This window comes from Allobosea sp. 01N443 (assembly GCF_056399325.1).
This window is the reverse complement of sequence record NZ_JBFTRC010000006.1, coordinates 1-22,692: the sequence shown is the minus strand read 5'-3', so window position 1 is coordinate 22,692 and position 22,692 is coordinate 1. Positions and strand designations below refer to the sequence as shown.

Genomic DNA, 22,692 nt, shown 5'->3' with positions numbered 1-22,692 from the left:
CGAACGGGTGGTTCCGATCGGCGGACTTTCCGATCGGACCGGCGTCAAGGTCGAGACCATTCGCTATTATGAGCAGGTCGGGCTGCTGCCGCCACCCGAGCGTTCGGAAGGCAATCAGCGCCGCTACGGACGACGCCATATCGAGCGGCTCGCCTTCATCAAGCACGCTCGAGATCTGGGTTTCCCCGTAGAAGGCATCCGGACCCTGCTCCGCCTCTCCGACAATCCGGCGATGGCCTGCGATGAAGCCCATGCGATCGCGGTCAGCCATCTCGACGAGGTCCGCGACAAGATCGCGAAGCTGCGCTCGCTGGAGACCGAGCTCGCTCGCATCGCCACCACTTGCTCGGGCGGCGTCAAGGCTTGCGACTGTGCGATCATCGAGGCCTTGGCCGATCACGGACAATGTCGCCACGGTCATTGACAGGGTTGAGCCCGAACCGTCCGGGATTGCCGGCGGTTGCCGAGCATTGCGCGACCGGAGGACCGGGGGTCGACAGCCACTGGCGCTTGCTCCGGGCTCAGGAGCCGTCCTTGGCGAAGGCCAGGGGGATCGCAGTTGTCGACTTGAGCTCCTCCATTGCGAACATGGAGGTCACGTCGTTGAGGTCGACGCGTGAAATCAGCTTCTTGTAGAGGGCGTCATAGGCCGCGATATCGGGCACGAAAGCCTTGAGCAGGTAATCGATTTCGCCGCTCATCCGATAGAAATCGACGATCTCGGGCAGGTCGGCGACGGCGGCGTGGAAGCGCTCGAGCCACTCCATCGAGTGGCGGCTCGTCTTGACCGCGATGAAGACGGTTACGCCGGCTCCCAGCCTTGTACGGTCGAGCAGCGCCACCCGCTTTCGAATGAGGCCGCTGCCTTCCAGCTTCTGCACGCGGCGCCAGCATGGAGTGGCCGAGAGGCCAACCTCTGCGGCCAGCTCGGCCAGCGGCATGCTGGCGTCCCTCTGCAGGCAGGAGAGAATTCTGAGATCGAACTCATCCAGCTTGGCCATGGTCCCTCATGCGATCGCGCGATCCGGTTGCCCATTTGATCATGGAATGGGTAACAGATTTCAAGGACAGAGAACAAATTGGTATGAGTTTCTAGAAGTGGGGAATTTTTGACCGAGATCGCAAACGCGTTTCCCGTCTCCCGAGTTATCCTTGCTGCAAGCGATGGAGAGGGGAGTTCGCGTCATGCAGGGGTTCTTGAGCGAGGGCAGGCGCGCAGACGTGCTGCAGGTCCTGCGGACGGATAGCGGCACGCTTTCCCGCGATTACCTCAAGGCGGCCCGCGCGGTGCTCGAAGAGATCGTTGCCAATCCGGAAGCMATTCTGCGCCTGCCCCTGGAGCGCAAGCCCGGCAGCTATGCCCGGAACCTTCTCGTGGGTGACGATGGCGTCAGCGTCTGGGCGATGGTCTGGAGCCCCGGCGCAGCGACGTCGATCCACGATCACCATTGCTCCTGCTGCTTCGGGGTGGTCAGCGGAACGGTCACCGAGACCTGGTATCGCGCCGTCGACGAGAGCCGTGCCGTCCCCACCCAGGAGCATGCGCGCATGCCGGGCTTCGTGGGCTGCATGCTGCCCTCAGGTCCCAATATCCACCGCATGCAGAACCTCGGCAGCAYGGACGCGATCTCGATCCATATCTACGGCTTCGATCATCAACGCCACGCCTCGTCGATCGAGACTGAGTTCACCGTCCTGACGAACTGAACTGCGCTGCAGGCGAGCGCGGCCGGCAGGGATCGAGGCTTAGGCCAGGCGCCTCGGTCGGCGGACGGCTCTCACCTTGCCACTGTTTCCGCCTCCGCAGAAGAACTGATCACCGCCATCGGCCTCGAGCCCTGACACGCCCATGCCGGGCGGCAGATCGAGCACCTCCAGGACCTCTCCCGTTCGAGGGTCGACTCGTCTCAAGTCGCTCTCGTCACCGTCCCATGTGCCGTGCCAGAGTTCCTGGTCGCTCCACGTGACTCCGGTGACGAAGCGATTGGATTCGATTGTGCGAAGAATCGTCCCGGTCTCGGGATCGATCTGATGGATTTTGCGGTCCCGGTACTGCCCCACCCAGAGTGTCCCTTCGGCCCAGGCGAGCCCCGAGTCGCCGCCGCCGCCCGGAGCGGGGATCGTCGCAAGCACATGACCGGTCTTCGGATCGATCTTCTGAATGCGGCTTTCGGCAAGCTGAAACAGGTGTTGGCCGTCGAAGGCCGTTCCGGCATGTGCTGCCACCTCGATCGAGCGAACCGTCTTCCCGCTGGCAGGGTCGAGCGCGCTCAGCTTGTCGCCGGACGCGAACCAGACGTGCTGGCCATCGAAGGTCAATCCGTGGACGTGGTCGACACCCGGAAAGGGACCATACTCACGGAGAATTTCGGCTGCTGATTTTTCCATGCCTCTCATCCTAGTCGCTTGGCAGCGGAGCGGGGAGTAACAAGGTTGTCGTGAATCCCGGCATCGGCGGGGTGATCCAGCGCCGCGCCCGTCCGTGACCGAAGGATTGCACCTTTCCGGTTGCCGCAAGCGCGTCCAGCGCCCGCTGCACGGTCCGCTGGCTGGCGCCAAGCGCAAGCGCGAGCGCGGAGCTCGACCACGCCTCACCATCGGCAACGAAAGCCAGCACGTCCGCATGCCGTTCCTCAACGGGCCGGGCCAGGACGGCGACATCGCCAGCGTGGTGCAGCGCTAGCGAGAAGCCTTGTTTCGTCGCGCTTAAGCCGGCCAGCCCCCGCAGCAATCGGCGCAGCCGCCCAATTTCGACCCGCAACCGGGCGCGGTGCGATTCGTCGGCCTGCTTCGCTCCGAAGGCCCGCGCGACGAGCATGTCGCGCGATACGTCCCCGGGCCACGCTTCGGCCAGTGTCCGTGCCAATGCGAACAAGACCGGGCGGGTGGCGAGTGAGACAACCCTGTGCGGGGCGCGCACCACATATCGGCACGCATCCACCACGAGAGCATCCGACGCCTGCAGCGTCTCGACATCCTGGAGCAGGAGCGGGCGCTCCTCGCCACGCGCGATCAGCCGTGCTGCCGTTGTGCTCAGCAGGAGGGCCGCGCTTTCGACCTCTGCGGTCAGCGCCGGGATACCGGCACGGCGCGCCGCATCTTCGGCATGCGCAAGCGCAACACGCGCCGCCTTCGTCCGGAGGCGTCGCATCGCGATTCCTGCCGCCACCAGTTCGTGGACGGTCCGCGATGCGGGCGGAAGGGGGATGGGGTCGAGTTCGGCAAGCTTGCGCTCGGCCTCGTCGAGGCGCCCGATCAGCAGGAGCCGGCGCACCTCGAGATGCCGCGCATGGGCGCCGTTCAGCCGGTCACCGTGCTCCTCGAGTGTCGCGCGCGCTGCATCGAGCGCCTTCGCAGGCCAGCCGAGATCGCGGGAGGCGAGCGCGATCTCGGCCTCGGCGACAATGCACCGTGCTCTCGCCACGGCCTCTTTCGGGCCGAAGGAACGGGCCGCGCGCCGCAGGAGACCCTTCGCCCGAACGAGATCCCCGAGCTGGGCCATCGCGATGCCCCGCAGCGCGAGCGCGGGCGCATCGTCGCGCAGCGCAACCCGGTTCAAGGCGCCGAGGGGATCGCCTGCGGCAAGCGCGCGCGCCGCCGCGGTGATCAGAGAGTCCATCGGAATCCCGTCACATTTGTCACTCCCACCCCTCGAGGCGCTGTCCCTATCAATCTCATCACCGCCGACCACCCGTCGCTTCGCAAGAGGGGCGAGCGGCGAAGGTCACCTGACGACAGGAGCTGCGACAATGACGATACATATCACCGGGACGCGTGAAGAGTGGCTGGCCGCCCGGCTCGGGCTGCTCGATGACGAGAAGGACCTGACACGGCGCAGCGACGAACTGGCGCGGCGGCGCCAGGAACTGCCCTGGGTGCAGGTCGACAAGGAGTACCGCTTCGAGACCGATGATGGCAGCGCCGCACTGACGGACCTCTTTCGAGGGCGCTCGCAACTCCTCGTCTATCATTTCATGTTCGGGCCCGACTACAAGGCGGGGTGCCCGTCCTGCTCTGCAATCGCCGATGGGTTCAACGGCTTCTACCTGCACCTCGCGAACCACGATGTGACGCTCACGGCGGTGTCGCGGGCGCCGCTCACCAAGCTGCAGGCCTACAAGCAGCGGATGGGGTGGACGTTTCCCTGGGCATCCTCGGCCGGCGGCGACTTCAATTACGACTTCAACGTCTCGTTCACCGAGGACGTGCAGCGCGCGGGGGCGATAGACTACAACTATCGGCGCAGCGGTTTCGTAATGGACGCACTGCCGGTCACGGGCCCCGTCGCCGATTTCGCGGCCATGTCCGGGACCGATGTGCCGACATATACGCGCGACAGGCCGGGCATGAGCGCCTTCGTGCGCGACAATGGCGTCGTCTACCACACCTATTCCACCTATGCGCGCGGGGTGGATGGCATCTGGGGCATGTATCCCTGGCTCGACCGCGCACCCAAGGGGCGCAACGAGGCCGGTGGTCCCTGGTGGCGCCGCCACGACGAATACGAGCAGGGGTGAGTGAGGTCATGGCGATCCGTTCCGAAAGCGGCGGCGTGGCGGCTCACGGTGCTGCCGACTGGCTATGCCTCGCGGCAGCGCCGACCTTCGCGGTCATGGCGCTGCTCACCGGCATGAATGGCGGTGGTCAGCTGGATATCCTCTGCACGGCCGCACAAGGCGCATCTCCGTTGAACGGAATGGTGCCGATGTACGTGCTGATGAGCGCTTTCCACATGGCGCCCTGGCTGAAGCTGATCGCCAGTCGGCAGGAGCGGCGGCGCACGCTGAGGACTTGGCGCTGACGTTCACGATGACGATGGCGGACACCGGCCATAATGCCCGAGTCCGGCTTTGCGCCACAACGGCCTCCCTGCGGGGGGCATCAAGCGATTTCGTGCCGTTGGTATCCGCTCGCACGCCGGTGCGCGGGCGGTTATCCCCGCCGGAGCTCACCCGGGCATCGCGTAAGCCGCGCGGTCGATGCCGTGACGGGCGAGCTTGTCGTAAAAGGTCTTGCGCGGGATGCCCAGCATCTCGAGGGTTGCGCGGACATCGCCGCGATTGGCTTCCAGCGCCTCGCGGATCAGGTTCGCTTCGATCGCGGTGAGGCGCTCGGGCAGGCTGGAGGGCACGGCATCCTCGCGCGCCTGCGCAGCCGGCATGTCGCCGGAGAGCCCGAGCGCCACGCGTTCGGCGAAATGGACCAGCTCACGGACATTGCCCGTCCAGGCATTCTCGACCAGGTGACGCTCGACGCTGCGGTCCAGCGCCGGCACCTCGCGCCCGTATTTTCGCGCCGCCCGGGCGAGGAACTGGGCAAAGAGCAGCGGCACGTCGCGGCGCCGCTCGCGCAGGGGAGGGATGCGCAACGTGACCACGTTGAGGCGGTAATAGAGATCCTCGCGGAAATCGCCGCGCTGCGCGGGGTCGCCTAGATCGAGCTTCGTCGCGGCGACGACGCGCAGGTCGACGCGGCGCAGGTCGTTGGAGCCGAGCGGCGTGATCTCGCGCATCTCCAGCACGCGCAGCAGCTTGACCTGGGCTGCGGGCGGCATGCTCTCCAACTCGTCGAGGAAGAGCGTGCCGCCGCTGGAATGCTCGATGCGGCCGATCCGTCGCTTCTGCGCGCCGGTGAAGGCGCCGGCCTCGTAGCCGAAGAGCTCGCTCTCGATGACGCTCTCGGGCAGCGCGCCGCAGTTCAGCGCGACGAAGGGCTTGTCGCGGCGGCGACCGAGCCGATGCAGCAGATTGGCGACGACCTCCTTGCCCGTGCCGGTTTCGCCCAGCACCAGGACGTCGACATCGACATCGGCGAGATCGCGAATGGTCTGGCGCAGGCGCAGGATGGCAGGCGCCTCGCCGAGCAGCGCGGTCTCCTCGTCGGAGCTGGCGGCAAGCGCACGCAGGCGACGGTTCTCGATGATGAGCGCGCGCTTCTCCACCGCACGGCGCAAGGTTTCGACCAGGCGCTCGGTCGAATAGGGCTTGGCGATGAAGTCATAAGCGCCTTCGCTCATCGCCTCGACCGCCATGGCGATATCCGCATGACCGGAGATCACGATCACCGGAATGTCCGGATCGAGGGCGCGCAGTTGCCTGGACAAGGCGATGCCGTCCATGCCGGGCATACGTACATCGGTCACGACGACGCCGGCATAGTCCGGGCCGATACGGTCGAGCGCGGCCTGGGCCGAGCCCAGTGGCACCGCACGGAAGCCGGCGAGGCGCAGCGCCTGCGCATTGGCGTCTCGCAGATCGGGATCGTCATCGACGAAGGCGACCTCGATGATGCCGTGGGTGCTGTCGGGACCGGTCATGCGGCTCTCTTCAGGCTGATCGTGAAGGTGCTGCCTTTTCCGGCGCGGCTGGCGACATTAAGCGTGCCGCCGAAGGCCGCGACGATGTCGTGGGAGATCACCAGCCCGAGGCCGAGCCCGCGCGATTTCGTGGTGCGGAACGGGGTGAAGAGCGCCGCCAGGGCCTCCGCGTCGAGCCCCGGTCCGTTATCGACGATGGCGATCTCGACGTGCTCGGCTTCAGTTGCGATGCTGATGGCGAGCCGCGGTGCCTGCCCGTTCCGGCGCTGGGCCATGGCCTCGATGGCGTTGCGCATCAGGTTGACGAGGACCTGTTCGAGTTCGACCGGGCGGGCAAGCACCGAGACCGGCGGGGTCAGCGCCGGGACCACCGGCGTGACGCCGGCCTGGCGCAGCGCGGCATCGAGGATCATCAGCGCGCCGTCGATCGCCTCTCGAAGATCGACCGGCCCAAGCGGCCCCCCGCCGCGCCGCGCGAAGCCGCGCAGCGTGTCCGTGATGGWGCCGATCCGCTCGGTCAGCCTGACGATCTTGCCCAGCGCGCCGTCGACGCTGGCCGCATCCGTACGCTCGAGGAAGGCGCGGGCATTCTCGGCATAGGTCCGCATCGCGGCGAGAGGCTGGTTGATTTCGTGGGCGACGCCGGCCGTGACCTGGCCCAAGGTTGCGAGTCGGTTGGCCTTTGCCAACTCCTCGCGCGCATCGGAGAGGCGCTCCTGCGCCCGCGTGCGCTCCGCCATCTCTTCGACGAGCCGGGCATTCGCTCCGGCGAGCGCGGCGGTGCGCTCGGCGACGCGCCGTTCGAGCTCGTCCTTGATCCGCGCCTCGGCGCTGCGCCTGGCGAGGTTGACCTGACGGCGGCGCAGCGCCAGCGCGCCGAGCGCGGCGCCCGGCATGAGCAGGAGCGCGATGAGCGTCTGCAGTTCCGCCCGCTGGTCGCGGATCGCCTGGTCGACCGGGAGGAGCACCTCGAGCCTCCAGTCGGTGGTCGGGATCGGGATACGCGAGGCGACATGCGCTCCGGCAACAGCGCCGGTGCCGCGGACGATTTCGTCCTCGCGCTGCAAGGGCAGCAGCGTCAGCGGCGCGGCGCCGAATTGCAGGGACTGCCGGATCTCAGCTGCTGTCTGTGGGGCCAGGGCCTCTTCGACCCGGAAGCGCCAGTCCGCAAATGTGGAGAGCAGCACGACGCCGCGCTTGTCGACGACGAAGGTCTGCCCGCCGAGCGCCCGCCAATCGGCCTCGACCTGGTCGAACTCGACCTTGACCACGATCACGCCGAGCGCGGTCTCGCCGTCATCCACGCGGCTGGTGATGTAGAGGCCGGGCGCTTGCTGACCGTGCCGAGCGCAAACTGCTCGGCCGCGCCGCCGGAGACGGCAGCGCTGAAATAGTCGCGGAAGGCGTAGTCGTTGCCGACAAAGCTCGTCGGCTCGCGCCAGTTGCTCGCGGCGATCGTGATCCCGTCCTTGCCGAGCACATAGATCACGGCGGCGCGGGTCTCGCGCGCGATCGCCTCCAGCTTGCTGTCGAGGGCCTGCCTGTCGCCATCGACCAGGGCCGCGCGCACATCGGGATCGCGCGCCAGGATGACCGGCAATGCGCGCTGCTTCTCCAATTCGCCGCGCAGGATCGCGAGCGCCAGCGTGCCGGCATCCTCGGCGCGAGCGTGCGTGGTCGCGATGGCGCGGTTGCGGCCGATATCGCCGGCGATCACGAAGGCGACGACGGCGATGACCGCGACAAGCAGCCCGAAGGCGATCCAGCGGCGCCTGGCCGCCCAGCGGTCGCGCTCTTCCGGCGGGGGTATGGTCATGTCCCATCATGTGCGGAAATCCGCACAAATCAACCTTTCGCTGTGCGGGGGATCGCCAGGGTGCATCGCCGCGAGAAGCGCGTGGCCGGTCAAGCCTTTGAATATACGCAATTAAATTCGTCTTCAGGGCTTGGCACGGCGATTGCCAACAGCGCGGCCAAGCGGCGTCCAGAACAGCAAGAACACCGCGAGACCGACCCCAAGGAGGAAGTCATGGCGATCACGCTCGACCAGGCGCCGGCCCAGCCGGCCCCTGCCAGGAAATTCTATCAGCATCTCTATGTGCAGGTGCTCGCGGCCATCGCGGCCGGCATCCTGCTCGGCCATTTCTGGCCGGAGCAGGGCGCTGCCCTCAAGCCGCTCGGAGACGCCTTCATCAAGCTGGTGAAGATGATCATCGCGCCCGTCATCTTCCTGACGGTCTCGACCGGCATCGCCGGAATGAGCGACATGCAGAAGGTCGGGCGCGTCGCCGGCAAGGCGATGATCTACTTTCTGACCTTCTCGACGCTGGCGCTGATCATCGGGCTTGTGGTCGGTAACTTGCTGCAGCCGGGCGCCGGCCTGCACATCAACCCCGCCAGCCTCGACGCGAAATCGGTGCAGGGCTACGCGACCCAGGCGCATGATTCCAGCGTGGTCGGCTTTCTCCAGAACATCATCCCGAACACGATCGTCGGCGCCTTCGCCTCCGGCGACATCCTGCAGGTGCTGTTCTTCTCGGTGCTGTTTGGCCTGTCGCTGTCGATGGTGGGCGAGCGCGGCAAGCCGGTGGTCGACTTCCTGCAGGCCCTGTCGGCGCCCATCTTCAAGCTCGTCGCCATCCTGATGAAGGCGGCCCCGCTTGGCGCCTTCGGCGCCATGGCCTTCACCATCGGCCGCTATGGCATCGGCTCCGTCGCCAATCTGGCGATGCTGATCGGCACCTTCTACCTGACCTCGGCGATCTTCGTGCTCGTCGTGCTCGGTGCGGTCGCGCGCTATAACGGTTTCTCGATCCTGGCGCTGATCCGCTACATCAAGGAAGAGATCCTGCTGGTGATCGGCACGTCCTCCTCGGAGGCAGCGCTGCCGACCCTGATGGAGAAGATGGAGCAGGCCGGCTGCAAGCGCTCCGTCGTCGGCCTCGTCGTGCCGACCGGCTACTCGTTCAACCTCGACGGCACCAATATCTACATGACGCTGGCGGCGCTCTTCATCGCCCAGGCCATGGACATCCACCTGCCGCTCGGCGACCAGATCCTGCTGCTGCTGGTGGCGATGCTGAGCTCGAAGGGAGCGGCCGGGATCACGGGCGCTGGCTTCATCACGCTGGCCGCCACCCTGTCCGTCGTGCCGGCCGTCCCGGTTGCCGGCATGGCGCTGATCCTCGGCATCGACCGGTTCATGTCGGAATGCCGTGCGGTGACCAACTTCATCGGCAACGCCGTCGCCACGATCGTGGTGGCGCGCTGGGAGGGCGAGCTTGATCAGGACCGGCTCAAGGCCGCGCTGAGCGGCGATCTGCCGGACCTGCTCGACGAGCCCTTGCTCGCCCCGGCCGAGTGATCCTTGCCGCCGCTGGCACGTGAGCGGACCGGCCCCAGCCGGGCTGCGATCTACAGGCGGCGATCGGCCGCTCCTCCCTTGAAGGCCGCGAGCGCGATGGCGACGAAGGCGCCGACGCTTCCGAGGCTGCGGGTCTCCCGGCGCGTGACCAGATACTCTCCGGCCATGACATCGAAGTCGCGGACGGTCAGCGCGCGCAGCCGGGGGTCGAAGCCGCGCTCGCGGTCGAGCACGATTCCGACGCCGATGCCGGCCGCTACGGCCTCCTTGACCGCCTCCCGGCTGCCAAGGATCAGATGCGGCGTGATCTCGATGCCGTGGTCGGCCAGCGCCGTCTCGAAGAGATGGCGGGTCATTGAGCCGGCCTCGCGCGTGACGAGGCGCTGACCCACCAGTTCGGCTGCCTCGACCTGGCTGCGCTCCCACCAGGGATGGCCGGCATGGACCAGGATCTCCAGCCGCTGATCGAGCAGAAAGTTGCAGGCAAAATCCGGATGCGGCTCGCGCAGGGTCGCGATGCCGATGTCGACGCGGTGCTGCGCGACGAGGTCCAGCAGGTTGCTGGAATTTTCGAGCCGCAGGTCGAGCTGCACTCCCGGATGCTCGACGGCAAAGCGCTTCAGGATCGGCATCGCCACATAAGGCGCGCATAGACCGATGGAGAGATGACCCACGGCAAGGCTGCGGCCGTTGCTCATCCGGGCTGAGATATCGTCGAGCATGAGGATTGCCTGCCGGACTCTCGGCAACAGGTCGAGTGCGTCCGGCGTCAGTTCTACACCGCCCGCCATGCGCAGGAACAGGCGCGTCCCGACGGCATCCTCAAGGGATTTCACGTGCTGGGTGATCGCAGGCTGGCTGACGCCCAGCGCCTGGGCGGCGGCTGAGAACGTGCGATGGCTCGCGACGGCGTGGAAGGCACGGAGTTGGGACAGGTTCATGGGGCGGGCCGGCGTTAGAATAAGTGAAGCTTCATTTCAGTGTCACACAATTTAGCAACACTTATATCACGACAGCTCCTAAAGKCACGGAGACATTCATGCCAAGCCCCAGCATCAAAGGCCTCACACGGATCGCCGCCATCGCGGCGGCGGCGTTCACCCTGGCAGGCGGCGCCGCACACGCCAGGGAGGTCGTGATCTACAACGCCTCCGACAGCGTCAACACCGCGCTGGTCGGCGCCTTCAAGAAAAAGCATCCCGATATCGAGGTGAAGTTCGTATCGGGTTCGACCGGCCCGATCGCCGAACGCGCGATCGCCGAGAAGGCCAAGCCCCAGGCCGACGTCGTCTATCTCGTCAACAACGCCGCTCTGGAGCAACTCAAGCAGGCCGGCGTATTCGAGCCCTACGAGCCGAAGGGCTCGAAGATCCTGCCCGCCTTCCGCGACGCTGATGGTTTCTACAACAAGTACTTCGCCACGACGATGTGCATGGTCGTCAACAAGGAACGGTTGGCGCAGAAGGGCCTGCCGATGCCCGCGACCTGGGAAGACCTGATCAGGCCGGCTTATCGCAAGGAGATTTCGCTGCCGTCGCCGCTCAAATCGGGCACCGGCGGCGCCATCCTCACCACTTTCGTCGACGCTTTCGGCTGGCCGTTCGTCGAGAACCTGAACGAGAACGTCTACCAGTATTCCGATGGAGGTTCCGGTGGCGCGCAACTGGCCGGCGCGGGCGAAGTCGCGATCGGCCTGACCTTCGATACCACCTGTTTCGAGACCAAGGCCTCGGGCAAGCCGGTCGAGATCGTCTATGGCCGGATCACGCCCAACGTCACCGAGGGCGGTGGTCTCGTTGCCGGCGGTCCCAACCCGGCCGAGGCCAAGGTCTTCCTCGATTTCATGGCGAGCGACGATGCCGCCGCTGTGCTCGGCAAGGTGGTGGGCGCGACCGCGGTGCCCGGGCACGGTCTGGTCGATCTGAAGCAGATCACGCTCTGGCAGATGCGCCGCCCCGTCGACATGACAGCGTTCCGGCGCGAATTCGCCAGCCGCATCCTCAAGCAGTGACGGATTTGGCCACCGTGATCGAACTGGCGGCCTCGCCCTTTGCCGCAGAGCGACCGGCCCTCGTGAGGGGCCGGCCGCATCTGGCCGTGCGCGACATCGTCAAATCCTATGGCGGTTCCGCCCGGGCGGTCGATGCCGTCTCGCTCGATCTCGCCAAGGGAGAATTCGTGACCCTTCTCGGCGATTCCGGCTGCGGCAAGACGAGCTTGCTCCGGATCATCGCCGGCTTCGTGCGGCCGGATGGCGGGCGCGTCCTGCGCGCGGAGCAGGATGTCACCGACATGGCTCCAGCGCGGCGGCGCATGGGCTTCGTCTTCCAGTCCTATGCGCTGTTTCCGACGAAGACCGTCGCCGAGAATATCGGTTTCGCGCTCATGATCGCCTCGCGCGGCCGCGATGAACGGGAGCGCCGCGTCGTCGAATTGGCACGACTCGTCGAGATGGAGCGACTACTCGAACGCTATCCGCACGAATTGTCGGGCGGTCAGCAGCAGCGCGTCGCACTGGCGCGCGCGCTCGCATCCGATCCCGAGGTGCTGCTGCTCGACGAGCCGATGTCGGCACTCGATGCTCGCATCCGCGTCAAGCTGCGTAACGAGCTGCGGTCGATCATCGACAGGCTCGGCATCACAACCCTCTATGTGACGCATGATCAGGAAGAAGCCCTGGCCCTGTCCGACAGGGTCGCGGTGATGTGCAACGGACGCTTCGAGCAGATCGGCACGCCCGCGGAAATCTATCACCGCCCCGGTTCCCTCTTCGTCGCGCAGTTCATCGGCGTCTCGAACCTGATCGAAGGGCATGCGGTGGCCGGCGGCGTGGACGCCTATGGCGAGATCTGGCCCATGGCGCTCCCGCCCGATATCCGATCCGGCGAACGCGTCACCGCTGTCTATCGGCCCGAGCATATTGGGGTCGCCTCAGCTGCCCACCCTGGGGTAAGCGGGCTCCCTGGGCGGATCGCGGGCGCGGCCTTCCTTGGTGCCGTCGTGCGCCTCACCGTGACGCTGGACTCCGGGCGGACCGTCATTGCCGATTGCCCGTCGCACGAGGCTGAGCGGATCGGCACACGCGGCGCGCCGGTCATCGTCATGCCAGATGCTCGGCGCGCGGCGCTGATACCGGCGCGGGGCCGGTCATGACGCGCCTGCTGCGCCAAGTGCCGCGTGCACTCGCGAGCGGCGTCGTCACGCTGCTGCTGCTGGTCTTCATCGGCGTGCCGATCGGCGCCGTGCTCGTCAATAGCTTCGTCATCTCCGGTCCGATGCCTCTGGTGCGCCTGAAGGCGGTCACGGTCGAGGCCCTGGACCAGCTACCGACGGAAGACAGGGCAATCCTGATGCGCCGCTGGAGCGAGACGGCGACCGAGCCGGAACGCGTCGAAGGGAGCGCTGCGGCCTTCCGGCTCGCCGGGCTCACCCCGCCCTGGGATCGCACCGCGCCCTATTCCGAACAGGCTCAGGCGATGCAGGCCGCACTCACCGCCCTTGGGCCGCAGGACAGGGCCGAGGTGGCCGACAATCAGGCGCTCGCGCATGTGATGTTGCACAAACGGACTGCGCTCGCCTTCAGGGTGAAGAGCTTGATCGGCCAGCAGGCGTTCGACACGCTGCGCAATGGCTCCGAGGAGCGCTGGGGGCTCGACCACTACCTGAAGGTCTTCCAGGATTCCTATCTTCGAAACGCTGCATTCAATAGCCTGACGCTTGCCGGCCTGTCGGTGGTCTTCACGGTGCCCCTGGCGTTTGCGTTGGCTTACGGCATCAATTGCGGCGGCGTGCCCTGGCCCTCTGTGATGAGAGGCGTCTTCCTGATGCCGCTGGTCGCACCACCGGTGCTGATCGCGACCGCGACCGTGATGCTGTTCGGCCGGCGCGGGCTGGTGACGCATTCGCTGCTCGACCAGGGCCTCGGGCTGATCGACGCTGATGAGAGCAATCTCTACGGTCTTCTCGGCGTCGTGCTGGCACAGACATTGTCCTTCATGCCAGCGACGCTGATCATTCTCGACAACGTCCTGCGCCGGCAGGACGGGCGCATCGACGAGGCCGCAGCCGGACTTGGCGCTGGTCACTTCACCACCTTTCGCCATGTCACGCTGCCGCTGGCCTTGCCCGCGATCAAACGCGCGATCGTGCTCGTCTTCATCATGAGCCTGACGGATTTCGGCAATCCGCYGATTCTCGGCCGGGATACCCCTGTTCTCGCCGGGATCGTCTATGACGAGATCACCGCCTACAGGAATACGCCGCTTGCCGCCGCGCTTTGTGTCTGGCTGATCATCCCCTCGCTGCTGCTCTATCTCGGCCTCGAGCTGTTCGGGCGCCGCAAGGGCTACTCGAGCGCGAGCATCGCGGGGCGCTCCGAGCTGCCCATGCCGCGCTCCTGGCGCATCGGCCTGGCCACGCTGGCCGGGATGGTGGGCGCGCTCATCTTCGCGGTCTACGGCACCATGGCGCTGGGTGCTGTGACAAAGGTCTGGGGCACCGACTGGAGCCTGACGCTCGGCCATTTCACGGGAGAAGGCGCAAAGGTCGGCCTTGCCGGCACGGGCTATGGCAGCTCCGAGCGCGGTCTCGAACTCGTCTGGGAAAGCCTGCGTATCGGTGTGATCGCGGGCCCGGTGGGTGGATTGTTCGCCGTGGTGATCGCCTATGTCGTCGAGCGCCTGCGGCCGCCGGGCGCCAACCTCATCGTCTTCCTCGTGCTGGTGCCGGCGATCCTGCCCGGCATCATCTTCGGCATCGGTTATATCGTCGCCTTCAACATCCCCTTCGGCATTCCGAGCCTGTCGCTGACCGGCACCTCAGCGATCCTCGTCGTCAATATCCTGTTCTCGAACATCTTCGTCGGCGTGCTGGCCGCCCGCGCAGCCCTGCAGCGCGTGGACGGTTCCATCGACGAAGCAGCAGAAAGTCTTGGCGCCGGCCTCGTCCTGCGCTTCCTGAACGTCACGCTGCCGATCTTGCTGCCGGCCCTGCTGCTCGGCATGCTCTATGTCTTCATCGACGCGCTGACGACACTGTCCTCGGTCATCTTCCTGGTCTCCGGCAACCACAAGCTCGCTTCGGTGGCGATCTTCAACCACGCCAGCTCTGGTGAATTCGGCTATGCCGCCGCCAAGAGCCTCGTCCTGCTGGCCTTCGCGCTCGCCGCCATCGGCCTCGCAAGATTGATCGAAAAGCGCAGGGAGCCTGGTCGGCACCGGCTCTCGCCACTGCGTTGGCTGACGTTGCCGCGCTTCTCAGCATTCTCGAAATGACGATGGCCATGGAAGACAATCTCGTATCGCGCGACGCAACTGCCTTCTTCCACCAGAAGGGATCGAGCCCCTGTTTGTCGGCACTGCGGGCCGCGGAGGGCATCTGGCTCGAGGATAGCGAGGGGCGCCGCTTCATCGACCTGCACGGCAACACCGTCCACCATATCGGGCATGGTCACCCCGAGGTGATCGCGGCGTTGAAGCGTCAGCTCGATACGCTGCCCTTCGCGCCGCGCCGCTTCACCAACGAACCCGCAGTTGGGCTGGCCGAGAAGCTGCTGGCGTACTGGCCCGGTGCGCGGGCCAAGGTTCTCTTCGCGACCGGCGGTTCGGACGCCATGGAGATCGCCCTGAAGCTGGCGCGCGTGACGACGGGCCGCCACGAGACGATCTCGCTGGAAGGCTCCTATCACGGGCACGGCTTCGGCGCTTTTGGCCTGTCGAAAGCCGCAGCGGACCCGCGCCTCGGCCCCTTCCTGCCGGGGCGTCGGCACGTGACGCCCTATTGGGCGCCGGACGGCGCGCAGCGCATGCTCGCGGAGATGCGCGAAGCTCTTGGGAGGTCCGAGACCGGCATCGCGGCCGTTGTCGCTGAGCCGATCCGTTCCAACTGCCATGTCCCGCCGGACGGGCTCTGGGCCGAAGTGCGCGATCTCTGCAACCGGCACGGCGCACTGCTGATCTTCGACGAGATTCCATCAGGCCTCGGCAAGACCGGCCGCTTCTTCGCCTTTGAACATGTCGGCGCCATACCCGACGCGGTGGTGCTCGGTAAGGCGCTGGGTGGTGGGCTCCTGCCGATCGCCGCCGTCATCGCCGACGCGCGGCTGGACATCGCCCCCGAGCTCGATCTCGGTCACTACACGCATGAGAAGAACCCGCTCACCACGCGAGCCGCCCTGACCATGATCGATATCGTCGAGCGTGACGGGTTGGTGCGGCGCGCTGCCGAGCTTGAACGGCGCATCAGGTCGCGCATCGCCGCTCTCGCAAGCGAGGCCCCCGCCATTCTCGGCGTACGAGGGTGCGGATTGCTGCTCGCCATCGAGTTCGACCCCGCCGCTTTCGGCATGAATCCCGGCCCGGCATTCGCGGCCAGGCTCGTGTCGCGCTGTTTCGAGTTCGGCCTTTCGACGACGTCCAAAGGGCCGGCCAGCATCGGCTTTTCTCTGCCCATGACCGTGACCGATGCCGAACTCGAACTGTGTTTCGAACGGCTCGAAAGGGTGGCCGCGGCGCCTCCTTGCTGAAATCGCACTGCTGTCGCAGCGTACCTGCAAGATGCCGCGTCCGGTCTGCGGGAGGGCCAGCAACATGGTCAGAGGCATCCCCGAGGGCAAGTGTCCCGCTGGCTCTCCGCTACGGGAGGGAGCGCGAGGAAAGCGCTTGATAGAACCTTTTAAACGGGTATAGGCGGTTACATGGATGCCAACGACCTGCCGCCCCCCAGCCGCGCTGTGAGTTTGCCGCTTATCGCCAGCGAGCTCGCCTTCGATTTTGTCAATTCTGTCGCGGATCGGGGAGGGACGCAGCATGCCGAGTATCTGCATAACGGGGCCGATATCGTCCTCTGGGCGCATCTCGCAAAACTGCTTAGTGACACGGACAGGGATGCGGCCCTGGCAATGGTCGCTGCCGACGAGGTTCTCGCTTCCCGGCTGCTGAGCGAGGCCCATGCGCTTCGGGAAACCGTCTACGAGATCGGCGCGGCATTGGCCCGGCGCGATACGCCGCGGGAGGAGGATCGCGCGGCGTTGACGGCGGTTCATGCCCATTGCCTGAGCCGGGCGCGGCTCTCGACCTCAGGCGGTGGATTCGCCTGGACATGGGACCCCTACACGGCCCTCGTGGAGGCGGTGCTCGGGCCGATTGCGCTCTCGGCTCTCACCGTGATGACCCAGCAAGATCTCGCGCGGGTCAAGCGCTGCGAGGGAGACCATTGCGGCTGGCTCATGTTCGACACGACCAAGAATCGGCGGCGACGCTGGTGCGAGATGGAGGTTTGCGGCAACCGCGCGAAAATGCGCGCGTTTCGAGCCCGGAAGTTCGAAGCCAGCTGAAGCTGTATTCCAACCGAAGACGTCCTGGCGCCTGATGCCGCGATGGAATGAGCAACGATGCCGATCTCTCTCGCACGTCGGGTCGATACTGAGAGTACTTGCGCGTGATTGTGGATTGACGCAAAGGGACTTGGTGGGGGCGAGGGCAGAAAATGGCTGAGGACTGGGTCAGGGAGCGGGCCGAGAAGTCGCTTTCGCAGATGATCGACTGGATCGGGCGGCATGATAGCCGCAGCGCCGGGCTGATGGGCATCACAGTTGCTATGATGGGCGCGCTCTCGGCTGCAACGCCTGCCGTAAAGCAATGGAACGGCATTTTTATGTTTGCCCTGGCCGTTGCGGCGGGCGGGTTCGCGACGGTTCTGTACCAGTTGATGCGCGGGCAGATTCCTCGCCTGCGGGCTGGAAAACCATCGCTCTCCTTTTTCGGTACTGTCGCAGGCCTCCCGCAGGACGAGTTTCGTTCTCGCTTCGTCAAGATGACGGAAGAAGAATACCTCGATGACGTGTTGAACCAGTGTTACGTCAACGCCCGGATACTGCGTTCGAAGTTTCGCTGCCTCAAGCGGGGGCTGATTGCACTCTTGTTGACTGCCGTCCCGTGGACATGGGCCATATCTTTGGCCAAGTCACTTTAATCGGAGCTTGGAAATCTTCTCCGGCATGTTGCCTAAAAGGCACAGCCGGACGGTAGGTCATCCCCTAGTACCTGTAACCAGCAAAAGCTAGTTAGACGGTTTTGGATTGCTCCGGGGGCTTCACCATGTTCCGCCGCGTCGTTCGCCGGGGATTTGCCGGCCTCATGGTTGTGGCCGCAACGTCGACGGCGGGATCGGCCCAGGAGCCTGTACCGCGATCGACGCCTCGCGCCGGCGCCATCGTCTCCGCAAAGGGGGGCGAGGAACTCCAGCTGCAGCGAGAGCCGCGCTGGCACCCGGCCGTCGTGCGCCAGGACGTGGTTGGTGGCGATACGCTGCGTACCGGTGAGATCGGGACGCTCGGCATCACCTTTCAGGACCAGACGACGATCCGCGTCGGGCGCCAGTCGACGCTCGTCGTCAACCAGGTCGCAGCGGCGACGGGCACGACCGAATTGACAGTGCCGAATGGCAATGTCTGGGCTCGTGCCTCGCGCGGCGGTACTGGCGTGACCGTGAAGACGCCGGCCGCCTCGGCCGCGATCCGCGGCACCGACTGGTCGCTGTCGGTCCAGGGCGACCGCACGTCGCTGGTCGTGCTGGAAGGCACAGTCGAGTTCAGCAACCCCCAGGGCTCGGTCACGGTCCAGCAAGGCGAAGGCGCAACGGCGCGTATCGGAGAACGTCCGACCAAGACCGTTCTGGTCAGGTCCGACGATCGCGAGCAGATGCTGTTCTACATGGAGCTGCGCGGCCTGTTCCGTGGCCTGCCGGCGACCCGCCTCGACGGTGCGGCACGGCGCAGCGAGCGCGCGCGGCTCGCCGCCATCCCGATCCCGGCGCGCACGACTGAGGATTGGGTCGCGATTGCGGAAAATGGCATGGGTCATGATCCGCGCGAGATCGTGCTGCAGGCGGTGGCGGAGGCGCGCCGGCGCCTCGGCCAGCGTCCGGCTTTCATCCCGGGCCCGGACGAGGACTGGACTGCGGCGCGGCGCGGTACGGGCGAGACGCAGGCGAACCGTTCCAGCCAGAGCGCCCGCCTCGATCTCGTCGAGGCGATGCTCGCGGGTTCGGCCAAGCGCTACAAGGAAGCAGCCGCGCTGTTCGCGCGGGCGGCACGTGGCACGACGGGGCGCCAGCAACTGACGGCGCGATGCGGTTATTACGCCGCCGCCACGATGGCCGAACCCAAGCGCGTGCTGCCAATGCCACGCGTCGGTGGAGCGGACCAGAATGTCTGTGCCGCCTATGTCATGGGCTTCGGCAAAGGCCTGGAAGAGGCGGCAAACGTGCTGCGTCAGACGGAGAAGGCGGCGCCCCGCCACCTGCTCTCCTCGATGGTGTCGGCGCAGGTCTCGTTGCTCCTGAACCGACGCGACGAGATGCGGGCCACYGTCGAGCGCATGCGCACCATCGATCCCGACAGCCCCGAGACGCTGCTGGCCTCCGGTTACCTCAAGAGCAGCATCGACAGCGATCTCGATGGGGCCGTTGCCGATTTCACGCGCGGCACGGAGGTCGCTCCCGGCGAGGCCACGCTTTGGAACGGCCTTGGCCTCGCCGAGAGCGCCCGCGATGCGCCGCTTGAGGCCGAGCGTGCCTTCCGGCGGGCTATCGCGGTCGATCCCGATGATCCTGTTGCCTATGCGAATCTCGCCACTCTCTTGCTCGACCAGAGCCGCGTCGATGAAGCCGGAAGGCTGATCGAGAAGGCACTGGCGCTCGATCCCTCGCTCGATGCCGCCTACACCGCCAAGGGGCGCTACTACCTGCAGAAGGGCGACATGGCGAAGGCGCTGGAGTTCACGCTCGCCGGAAGCGCCGCCAATCCAGCTGACGCGCAGAGTCTGCTCGCGGTCGCCATTGCCCAATATCAGAGTGGTGACCTGGAAGTGGCTGGCCAGGCGCTCGACAATGCCGACCGTCTCGACAAGAACGATCCCATCATATCCATCACCCGGACTGCCATCGCCGTCGACCAGCTCGAGGCCGATGCCGCCATCATCAATGCGCGCGAGGCTGTGAGACGCTATCGCAACCGTGGGGGCTATTTCGCGGCGCTGGCGACGACGAAGACCGGTGGTTCCTATCTCGGGCAGGCCTATCGCCTGCTGAGCCTCGAGGATTGGGGGCGCTATTACACCGACCGCGTCGCCGATCCGTTCAGCGCCACGAGCTATTTCGACCAATCGGCAGCGCGCCGCGCCCGGCCGCTCTTCGCCCGCCCGACGCTCGACCAGATCGAAGGCGGTACCGCCGATGTCGCCGGCAACCTCATCCTGCAGGGCTTGTTCTTCGATCCGCTGGCGGTCTCCGGCCGTATCGGCCGCATCGATCTGCTGCGCCGGCCCTTCATCGACATCGAGTTCGGCGGCTCTCTCATACGCCGCAACGGCCGCAACGGCTGGCAAAGCGAGGCCATGGTCCAGGCCTTCAGCAACGAGCCGGTGCCGACATCGGTTTCCCTGTCCTATAACCGGATCGACACGGGCAATCGCCGCGGCCGGGCCGGCGGCGAAGACGGCCAGTCGGCGGCGGCATTCGTCGGTATCGCGCCCAGTGCGGCCGATCGCTTCCTGCTCTGGGGCACGGTGAACTCAGCCAAGCCGGATCTGATCGCTCCGGCGATCAACCTCTTCGACGCTGATACCAATTCCGTGAAGACCTATCAGGCCGGCGCCGGCTGGAGCCACACATTCGGCTACCGCAACGTGCTGACCGGTGCAGTGGTCGCGACCGGGGCTGATCAGTCACAGCGTCGGACTGTGACGAATGCCGCCGTCATCGACGATCCAACCTTCGGGCCGTTCTTCCTGTCGCTCGACACGCGCGAGCGGAAGGACACGAAGGTCGATTCAGTCACGGCCGCGCTCAGCCATACCTTCGGCTTCGGCGATTTCACCTTGCGCAGCGGCCTCGAAGGCCAGAGCGGACGCATTCGCAGCTTCATCGCGCAAGGCGCGACGCTGTCCATTCCCCTCATTTCGTTCCTGGAAAGCAACGACACCTTTGACGGCACCCGCAGCAATTTCACGGCCGGTCGCGCCTATACCAATCTGCAATGGCAGCCCTCCGACAAGATCCAGATCGAGGGTGGCATCCAGCTGCTCGGCGCCGATATGGGGCCGTCGCGGTCCAAGACCTATGCCGATCCGCGCATCGGCATAGGTTTCTCCCCGATCGATAACCATTGGCTGCGCGCGGCCTGGCGGCGCGACACCGAGTTGCCGAACGGGTTCACATTGTCACCGGTGACCACGGTGGGGCTGGTTCCGAACGCCCTGCCGGTCCAGCTCGGCGGCAACAAGGAAACGGTGGCGCTGCGCTGGGACGCCGAATGGACCCAGAACATTTTCACCGCAGTCGAGTACCAGAACCAGCGAGCCCGAAACCTGCGGCTCGATTTCCCCGACACGCTCGACAGCTTCGACCTGAACAAGGCCAGGATCGACTATGTCACGGCGACCRCGAATATCTGGCTGACGCATGGCATCGGCGTCTTCGGCACCATCGGCATGGCCAATTCCAGTACGATCGACGCGAACGGCCTGGAAGTCGACGTGCCGTTCGTGCCGCGTCGCTTCGCGCGCGCCGGGCTGACTTTCGTCCATCCCAGCCGCATCAAGTTCTCGGTGATCGAGAACTATATCGGTGAGCGCTACGACAGTCCCGGCGGCGTCAAGCTCGATCCTTTCTGGACCACCGACCTCGCGGCCAGCTACGAAACGCCGGATCGGCGCTTTCTGCTGGGACTCTCCCTGCTCAACGTCTTCGACAGGCGCTACGAGCAGGTCGCCGCGCGCGTCGGCACCAGCGAAGCGATCCTCGGTGCGGGCCGCACGATTGCCGGCTCGCTCAAGGTCCGGTTCTGATGGCGCGCGCAGCGCCTGCTCAAGGCCGGGTCGCCGCGGCTCTGCTTCACCGCTACAGGGCCCTGCAGATCGAATTGCGCGGGCGCCCCCGCCTGCGCAACATTTTACTGGCAGCGCTGGTTTCGCTTCTCATCGTGCCGCTGCATGGCCGCGCCGGCATCAGGATCGTCGAGGCCAGGGTCTTCGATATCCTGACCATGATCGCCCCGCCCCAGCCGGATCAGCCCGGGGCCGTGATCGTCGCAATCGATGAGCCGTCCTTCGCCGAATTGTCCGAGCGCTGGCCCTGGTCGCGCGCAACTCACGCCCGCCTGGTCCAGAGCCTGAAGCAGGCAGGCGCGAAGGTCATTGGCCTCGATATCATCTTCTCGGAACCGTCGGGTGAAGCCGCCGATGCCGCTCTTGCCGCTGCGCTCGCACCCGGCATGGTGCTGGCGGCAGATCGCGAAGTCATCGCCATGGACCATGGCACGCAGGTCTCGCTGGTCGAGCCCCTGCCGGCGTTCACGGAAAACGGCGCGGAAACCGGTGTGACCTCCGTCGATCTCGACAGCGACGGCGTCCTGCGGCGAATGCCACGCATCGAAGGCAGCTTTGCCGCCGCGCTCCTTGGCCAGATTGGCGAACCCCTGCCCGCTATCCCCGAGCGTGTCCTGATCCAGTATCTCGGCGGACCACGCACCTATCCGACGGTCTCCTATTATCAGGCGCTCGACCCGGCAGCCTTTCTTCCGCCAGGCCTCCTCAAAGACAAGGTCGTGCTGGTTGGGTTCAACCTGAAGGCGGCCCCGACTGCTGCTTCCGGTGCGAACGATGCGTTTTCCACCCCCTACACCACGAAAACCGGAACACTGACGTCGGGCGTCGAGATCCACGCGACCCTGCTCGATAATCTCAGGCATGGGCTCTGGATCAGACCCGCACCACTCAGCGCGATCGCAGCCGTCGTCCTGGTTTGCTCCCTGATCGGCTGCGGCACGGGCTCGGCGGCCATCACCTGGCGCACGGGCGTGATCGCGGCGGCAAGCGTCATTGCCATTGCCGCCGGCAGCTGGCTCCTGCTGCGCTACGGCCGAGTCTGGCTGCCGCCGGTGACGCCGACGCTTGCGGCCTTCATAGGGTTCGGCGCACGCTTTGGCATCGACTACGCCCGCGAGCGCCGGCTG

The 22,692-nt window shown here is 66.0% G+C and carries 20 protein-coding genes; 13 read left to right on the top strand and 7 right to left on the bottom strand.

The window, feature by feature from the left end:
* The first annotated feature begins 7 nt into the window (after nucleotides 1-7).
* Entirely contained in the window at nucleotides 8-424 is a 417-nt protein-coding gene (locus AC1DRP_RS03245) for a MerR family transcriptional regulator (RefSeq protein WP_441490493.1), read from the top strand.
* Between the two features lie 97 nt (nucleotides 425-521).
* On the opposite strand, the gene AC1DRP_RS03240 is transcribed toward AC1DRP_RS03245, so the two are convergent.
* Nucleotides 522-992: an Lrp/AsnC family transcriptional regulator gene (locus tag AC1DRP_RS03240; RefSeq protein ID WP_441490492.1), complete on the bottom strand. Its 471-nt coding sequence runs from the start codon at nucleotides 990-992 to the stop codon at nucleotides 522-524.
* 193 nt (nucleotides 993-1,185) lie between these two features.
* Between AC1DRP_RS03240 and AC1DRP_RS03235 the strand changes: the two genes are divergently transcribed.
* The gene (locus AC1DRP_RS03235; protein WP_476767784.1) at nucleotides 1,186-1,707 is read left to right on the top strand and encodes a cysteine dioxygenase; all 522 of its coding nucleotides are present in this window, start codon (nucleotides 1,186-1,188) and stop codon (nucleotides 1,705-1,707) included.
* Between the two features lie 39 nt (nucleotides 1,708-1,746).
* Here AC1DRP_RS03235 and AC1DRP_RS03230 read toward each other — a convergent pair whose 3' ends face one another.
* A complete protein-coding gene (locus AC1DRP_RS03230) occupies nucleotides 1,747-2,388 on the bottom strand; it encodes a Vgb family protein (protein WP_441507241.1) in 642 nt (213 codons plus the stop codon).
* A 10-nt stretch (nucleotides 2,389-2,398) separates the two neighbouring features.
* Nucleotides 2,399-3,619 (bottom strand): helix-turn-helix domain-containing protein, encoded by a 1,221-nt coding sequence (locus AC1DRP_RS03225; RefSeq protein ID WP_441507240.1) that lies wholly within the window; start codon nucleotides 3,617-3,619, stop codon nucleotides 2,399-2,401.
* Between the two features lie 130 nt (nucleotides 3,620-3,749).
* On the opposite strand from AC1DRP_RS03225, the gene AC1DRP_RS03220 reads away from it, so the two are divergent.
* Both AC1DRP_RS03220 and AC1DRP_RS03215 read left to right on the top strand, forming a co-directional pair.
* A complete protein-coding gene (locus tag AC1DRP_RS03220) occupies nucleotides 3,750-4,517 on the top strand; it encodes a DUF899 domain-containing protein (RefSeq protein ID WP_441507239.1) in 768 nt (255 codons plus the stop codon).
* An 8-nt stretch (nucleotides 4,518-4,525) separates the two neighbouring features.
* Entirely contained in the window at nucleotides 4,526-4,801 is a 276-nt protein-coding gene (locus AC1DRP_RS03215) for a hypothetical protein (protein ID WP_476767783.1), read from the top strand.
* A 147-nt stretch (nucleotides 4,802-4,948) separates the two neighbouring features.
* Here the strand turns inward: AC1DRP_RS03215 and AC1DRP_RS03210 are convergent, their stop codons facing one another.
* The 3 genes from AC1DRP_RS03210 to AC1DRP_RS03200 are packed head-to-tail and all read right to left on the bottom strand — an operon-like array spanning nucleotide 4,949 to nucleotide 8,132.
* Nucleotides 4,949-6,316 (bottom strand): sigma-54-dependent transcriptional regulator, encoded by a 1,368-nt coding sequence (locus AC1DRP_RS03210; protein WP_441507237.1) that lies wholly within the window; start codon nucleotides 6,314-6,316, stop codon nucleotides 4,949-4,951.
* Nucleotides 6,313-7,620 carry a sensor histidine kinase gene (locus AC1DRP_RS03205; RefSeq protein WP_476767782.1) on the bottom strand — a complete coding sequence of 436 codons (1,308 nt, stop codon included), beginning with the start codon at nucleotides 7,618-7,620 and terminating at the stop codon, nucleotides 6,313-6,315. The genes AC1DRP_RS03210 and AC1DRP_RS03205 overlap by 4 nt, the downstream gene beginning before the upstream one ends.
* Nucleotides 7,590-8,132, bottom strand: coding sequence for a cache domain-containing protein (locus AC1DRP_RS03200; RefSeq protein WP_476767781.1), 543 nt, complete (start codon nucleotides 8,130-8,132; stop codon nucleotides 7,590-7,592). The genes AC1DRP_RS03205 and AC1DRP_RS03200 overlap by 31 nt, the downstream gene beginning before the upstream one ends.
* Nucleotides 8,133-8,345: 213 nt before the next feature.
* On the opposite strand from AC1DRP_RS03200, the gene AC1DRP_RS03195 reads away from it, so the two are divergent.
* Nucleotides 8,346-9,680, top strand: coding sequence for a dicarboxylate/amino acid:cation symporter (locus AC1DRP_RS03195; protein ID WP_441490156.1), 1,335 nt, complete (start codon nucleotides 8,346-8,348; stop codon nucleotides 9,678-9,680).
* Between the two features lie 50 nt (nucleotides 9,681-9,730).
* Here AC1DRP_RS03195 and AC1DRP_RS03190 read toward each other — a convergent pair whose 3' ends face one another.
* Nucleotides 9,731-10,621, bottom strand: a complete 891-nt coding sequence (locus AC1DRP_RS03190) for a LysR substrate-binding domain-containing protein (RefSeq protein WP_441507235.1) — start codon at nucleotides 10,619-10,621, stop codon at nucleotides 9,731-9,733.
* A 98-nt stretch (nucleotides 10,622-10,719) separates the two neighbouring features.
* On the opposite strand from AC1DRP_RS03190, the gene AC1DRP_RS03185 reads away from it, so the two are divergent.
* The 8 genes from AC1DRP_RS03185 to AC1DRP_RS03150 all read left to right on the top strand — a co-directional run.
* On the top strand, nucleotides 10,720-11,691 hold the full coding sequence (locus AC1DRP_RS03185; protein WP_441507234.1) for an extracellular solute-binding protein: 972 nt from the start codon (nucleotides 10,720-10,722) through the stop codon (nucleotides 11,689-11,691).
* On the top strand, nucleotides 11,688-12,833 hold the full coding sequence (locus AC1DRP_RS03180; RefSeq protein WP_441507233.1) for an ABC transporter ATP-binding protein: 1,146 nt from the start codon (nucleotides 11,688-11,690) through the stop codon (nucleotides 12,831-12,833). Before AC1DRP_RS03185 ends, AC1DRP_RS03180 begins: the two co-directional genes overlap by 4 nt.
* Nucleotides 12,830-14,953, top strand: a complete 2,124-nt coding sequence (locus tag AC1DRP_RS03175) for an ABC transporter permease (protein ID WP_476767780.1) — start codon at nucleotides 12,830-12,832, stop codon at nucleotides 14,951-14,953. The genes AC1DRP_RS03180 and AC1DRP_RS03175 overlap by 4 nt, the downstream gene beginning before the upstream one ends.
* 2 nt (nucleotides 14,954-14,955) lie before the next feature.
* Entirely contained in the window at nucleotides 14,956-16,203 is a 1,248-nt protein-coding gene (locus AC1DRP_RS03170; RefSeq protein ID WP_441507231.1) for an aminotransferase class III-fold pyridoxal phosphate-dependent enzyme, read from the top strand.
* Between the two features lie 171 nt (nucleotides 16,204-16,374).
* Entirely contained in the window at nucleotides 16,375-17,013 is a 639-nt protein-coding gene (locus AC1DRP_RS03165) for a CGNR zinc finger domain-containing protein (protein WP_441490151.1), read from the top strand.
* Between the two features lie 152 nt (nucleotides 17,014-17,165).
* Nucleotides 17,166-17,651 carry a Pycsar system effector family protein gene (locus tag AC1DRP_RS03160; protein WP_441507230.1) on the top strand — a complete coding sequence of 162 codons (486 nt, stop codon included), beginning with the start codon at nucleotides 17,166-17,168 and terminating at the stop codon, nucleotides 17,649-17,651.
* Nucleotides 17,652-17,776: 125 nt separating this feature from the next.
* Nucleotides 17,777-21,526, top strand: coding sequence for a FecR domain-containing protein (locus tag AC1DRP_RS03155; protein WP_476767779.1), 3,750 nt, complete (start codon nucleotides 17,777-17,779; stop codon nucleotides 21,524-21,526).
* Nucleotides 21,526-22,692, top strand: a 1,167-nt coding sequence (locus AC1DRP_RS03150) for a CHASE2 domain-containing protein (RefSeq protein WP_476767778.1), incomplete at its 3' end; no start/stop codon positions are given. The genes AC1DRP_RS03155 and AC1DRP_RS03150, both read left to right, overlap by 1 nt.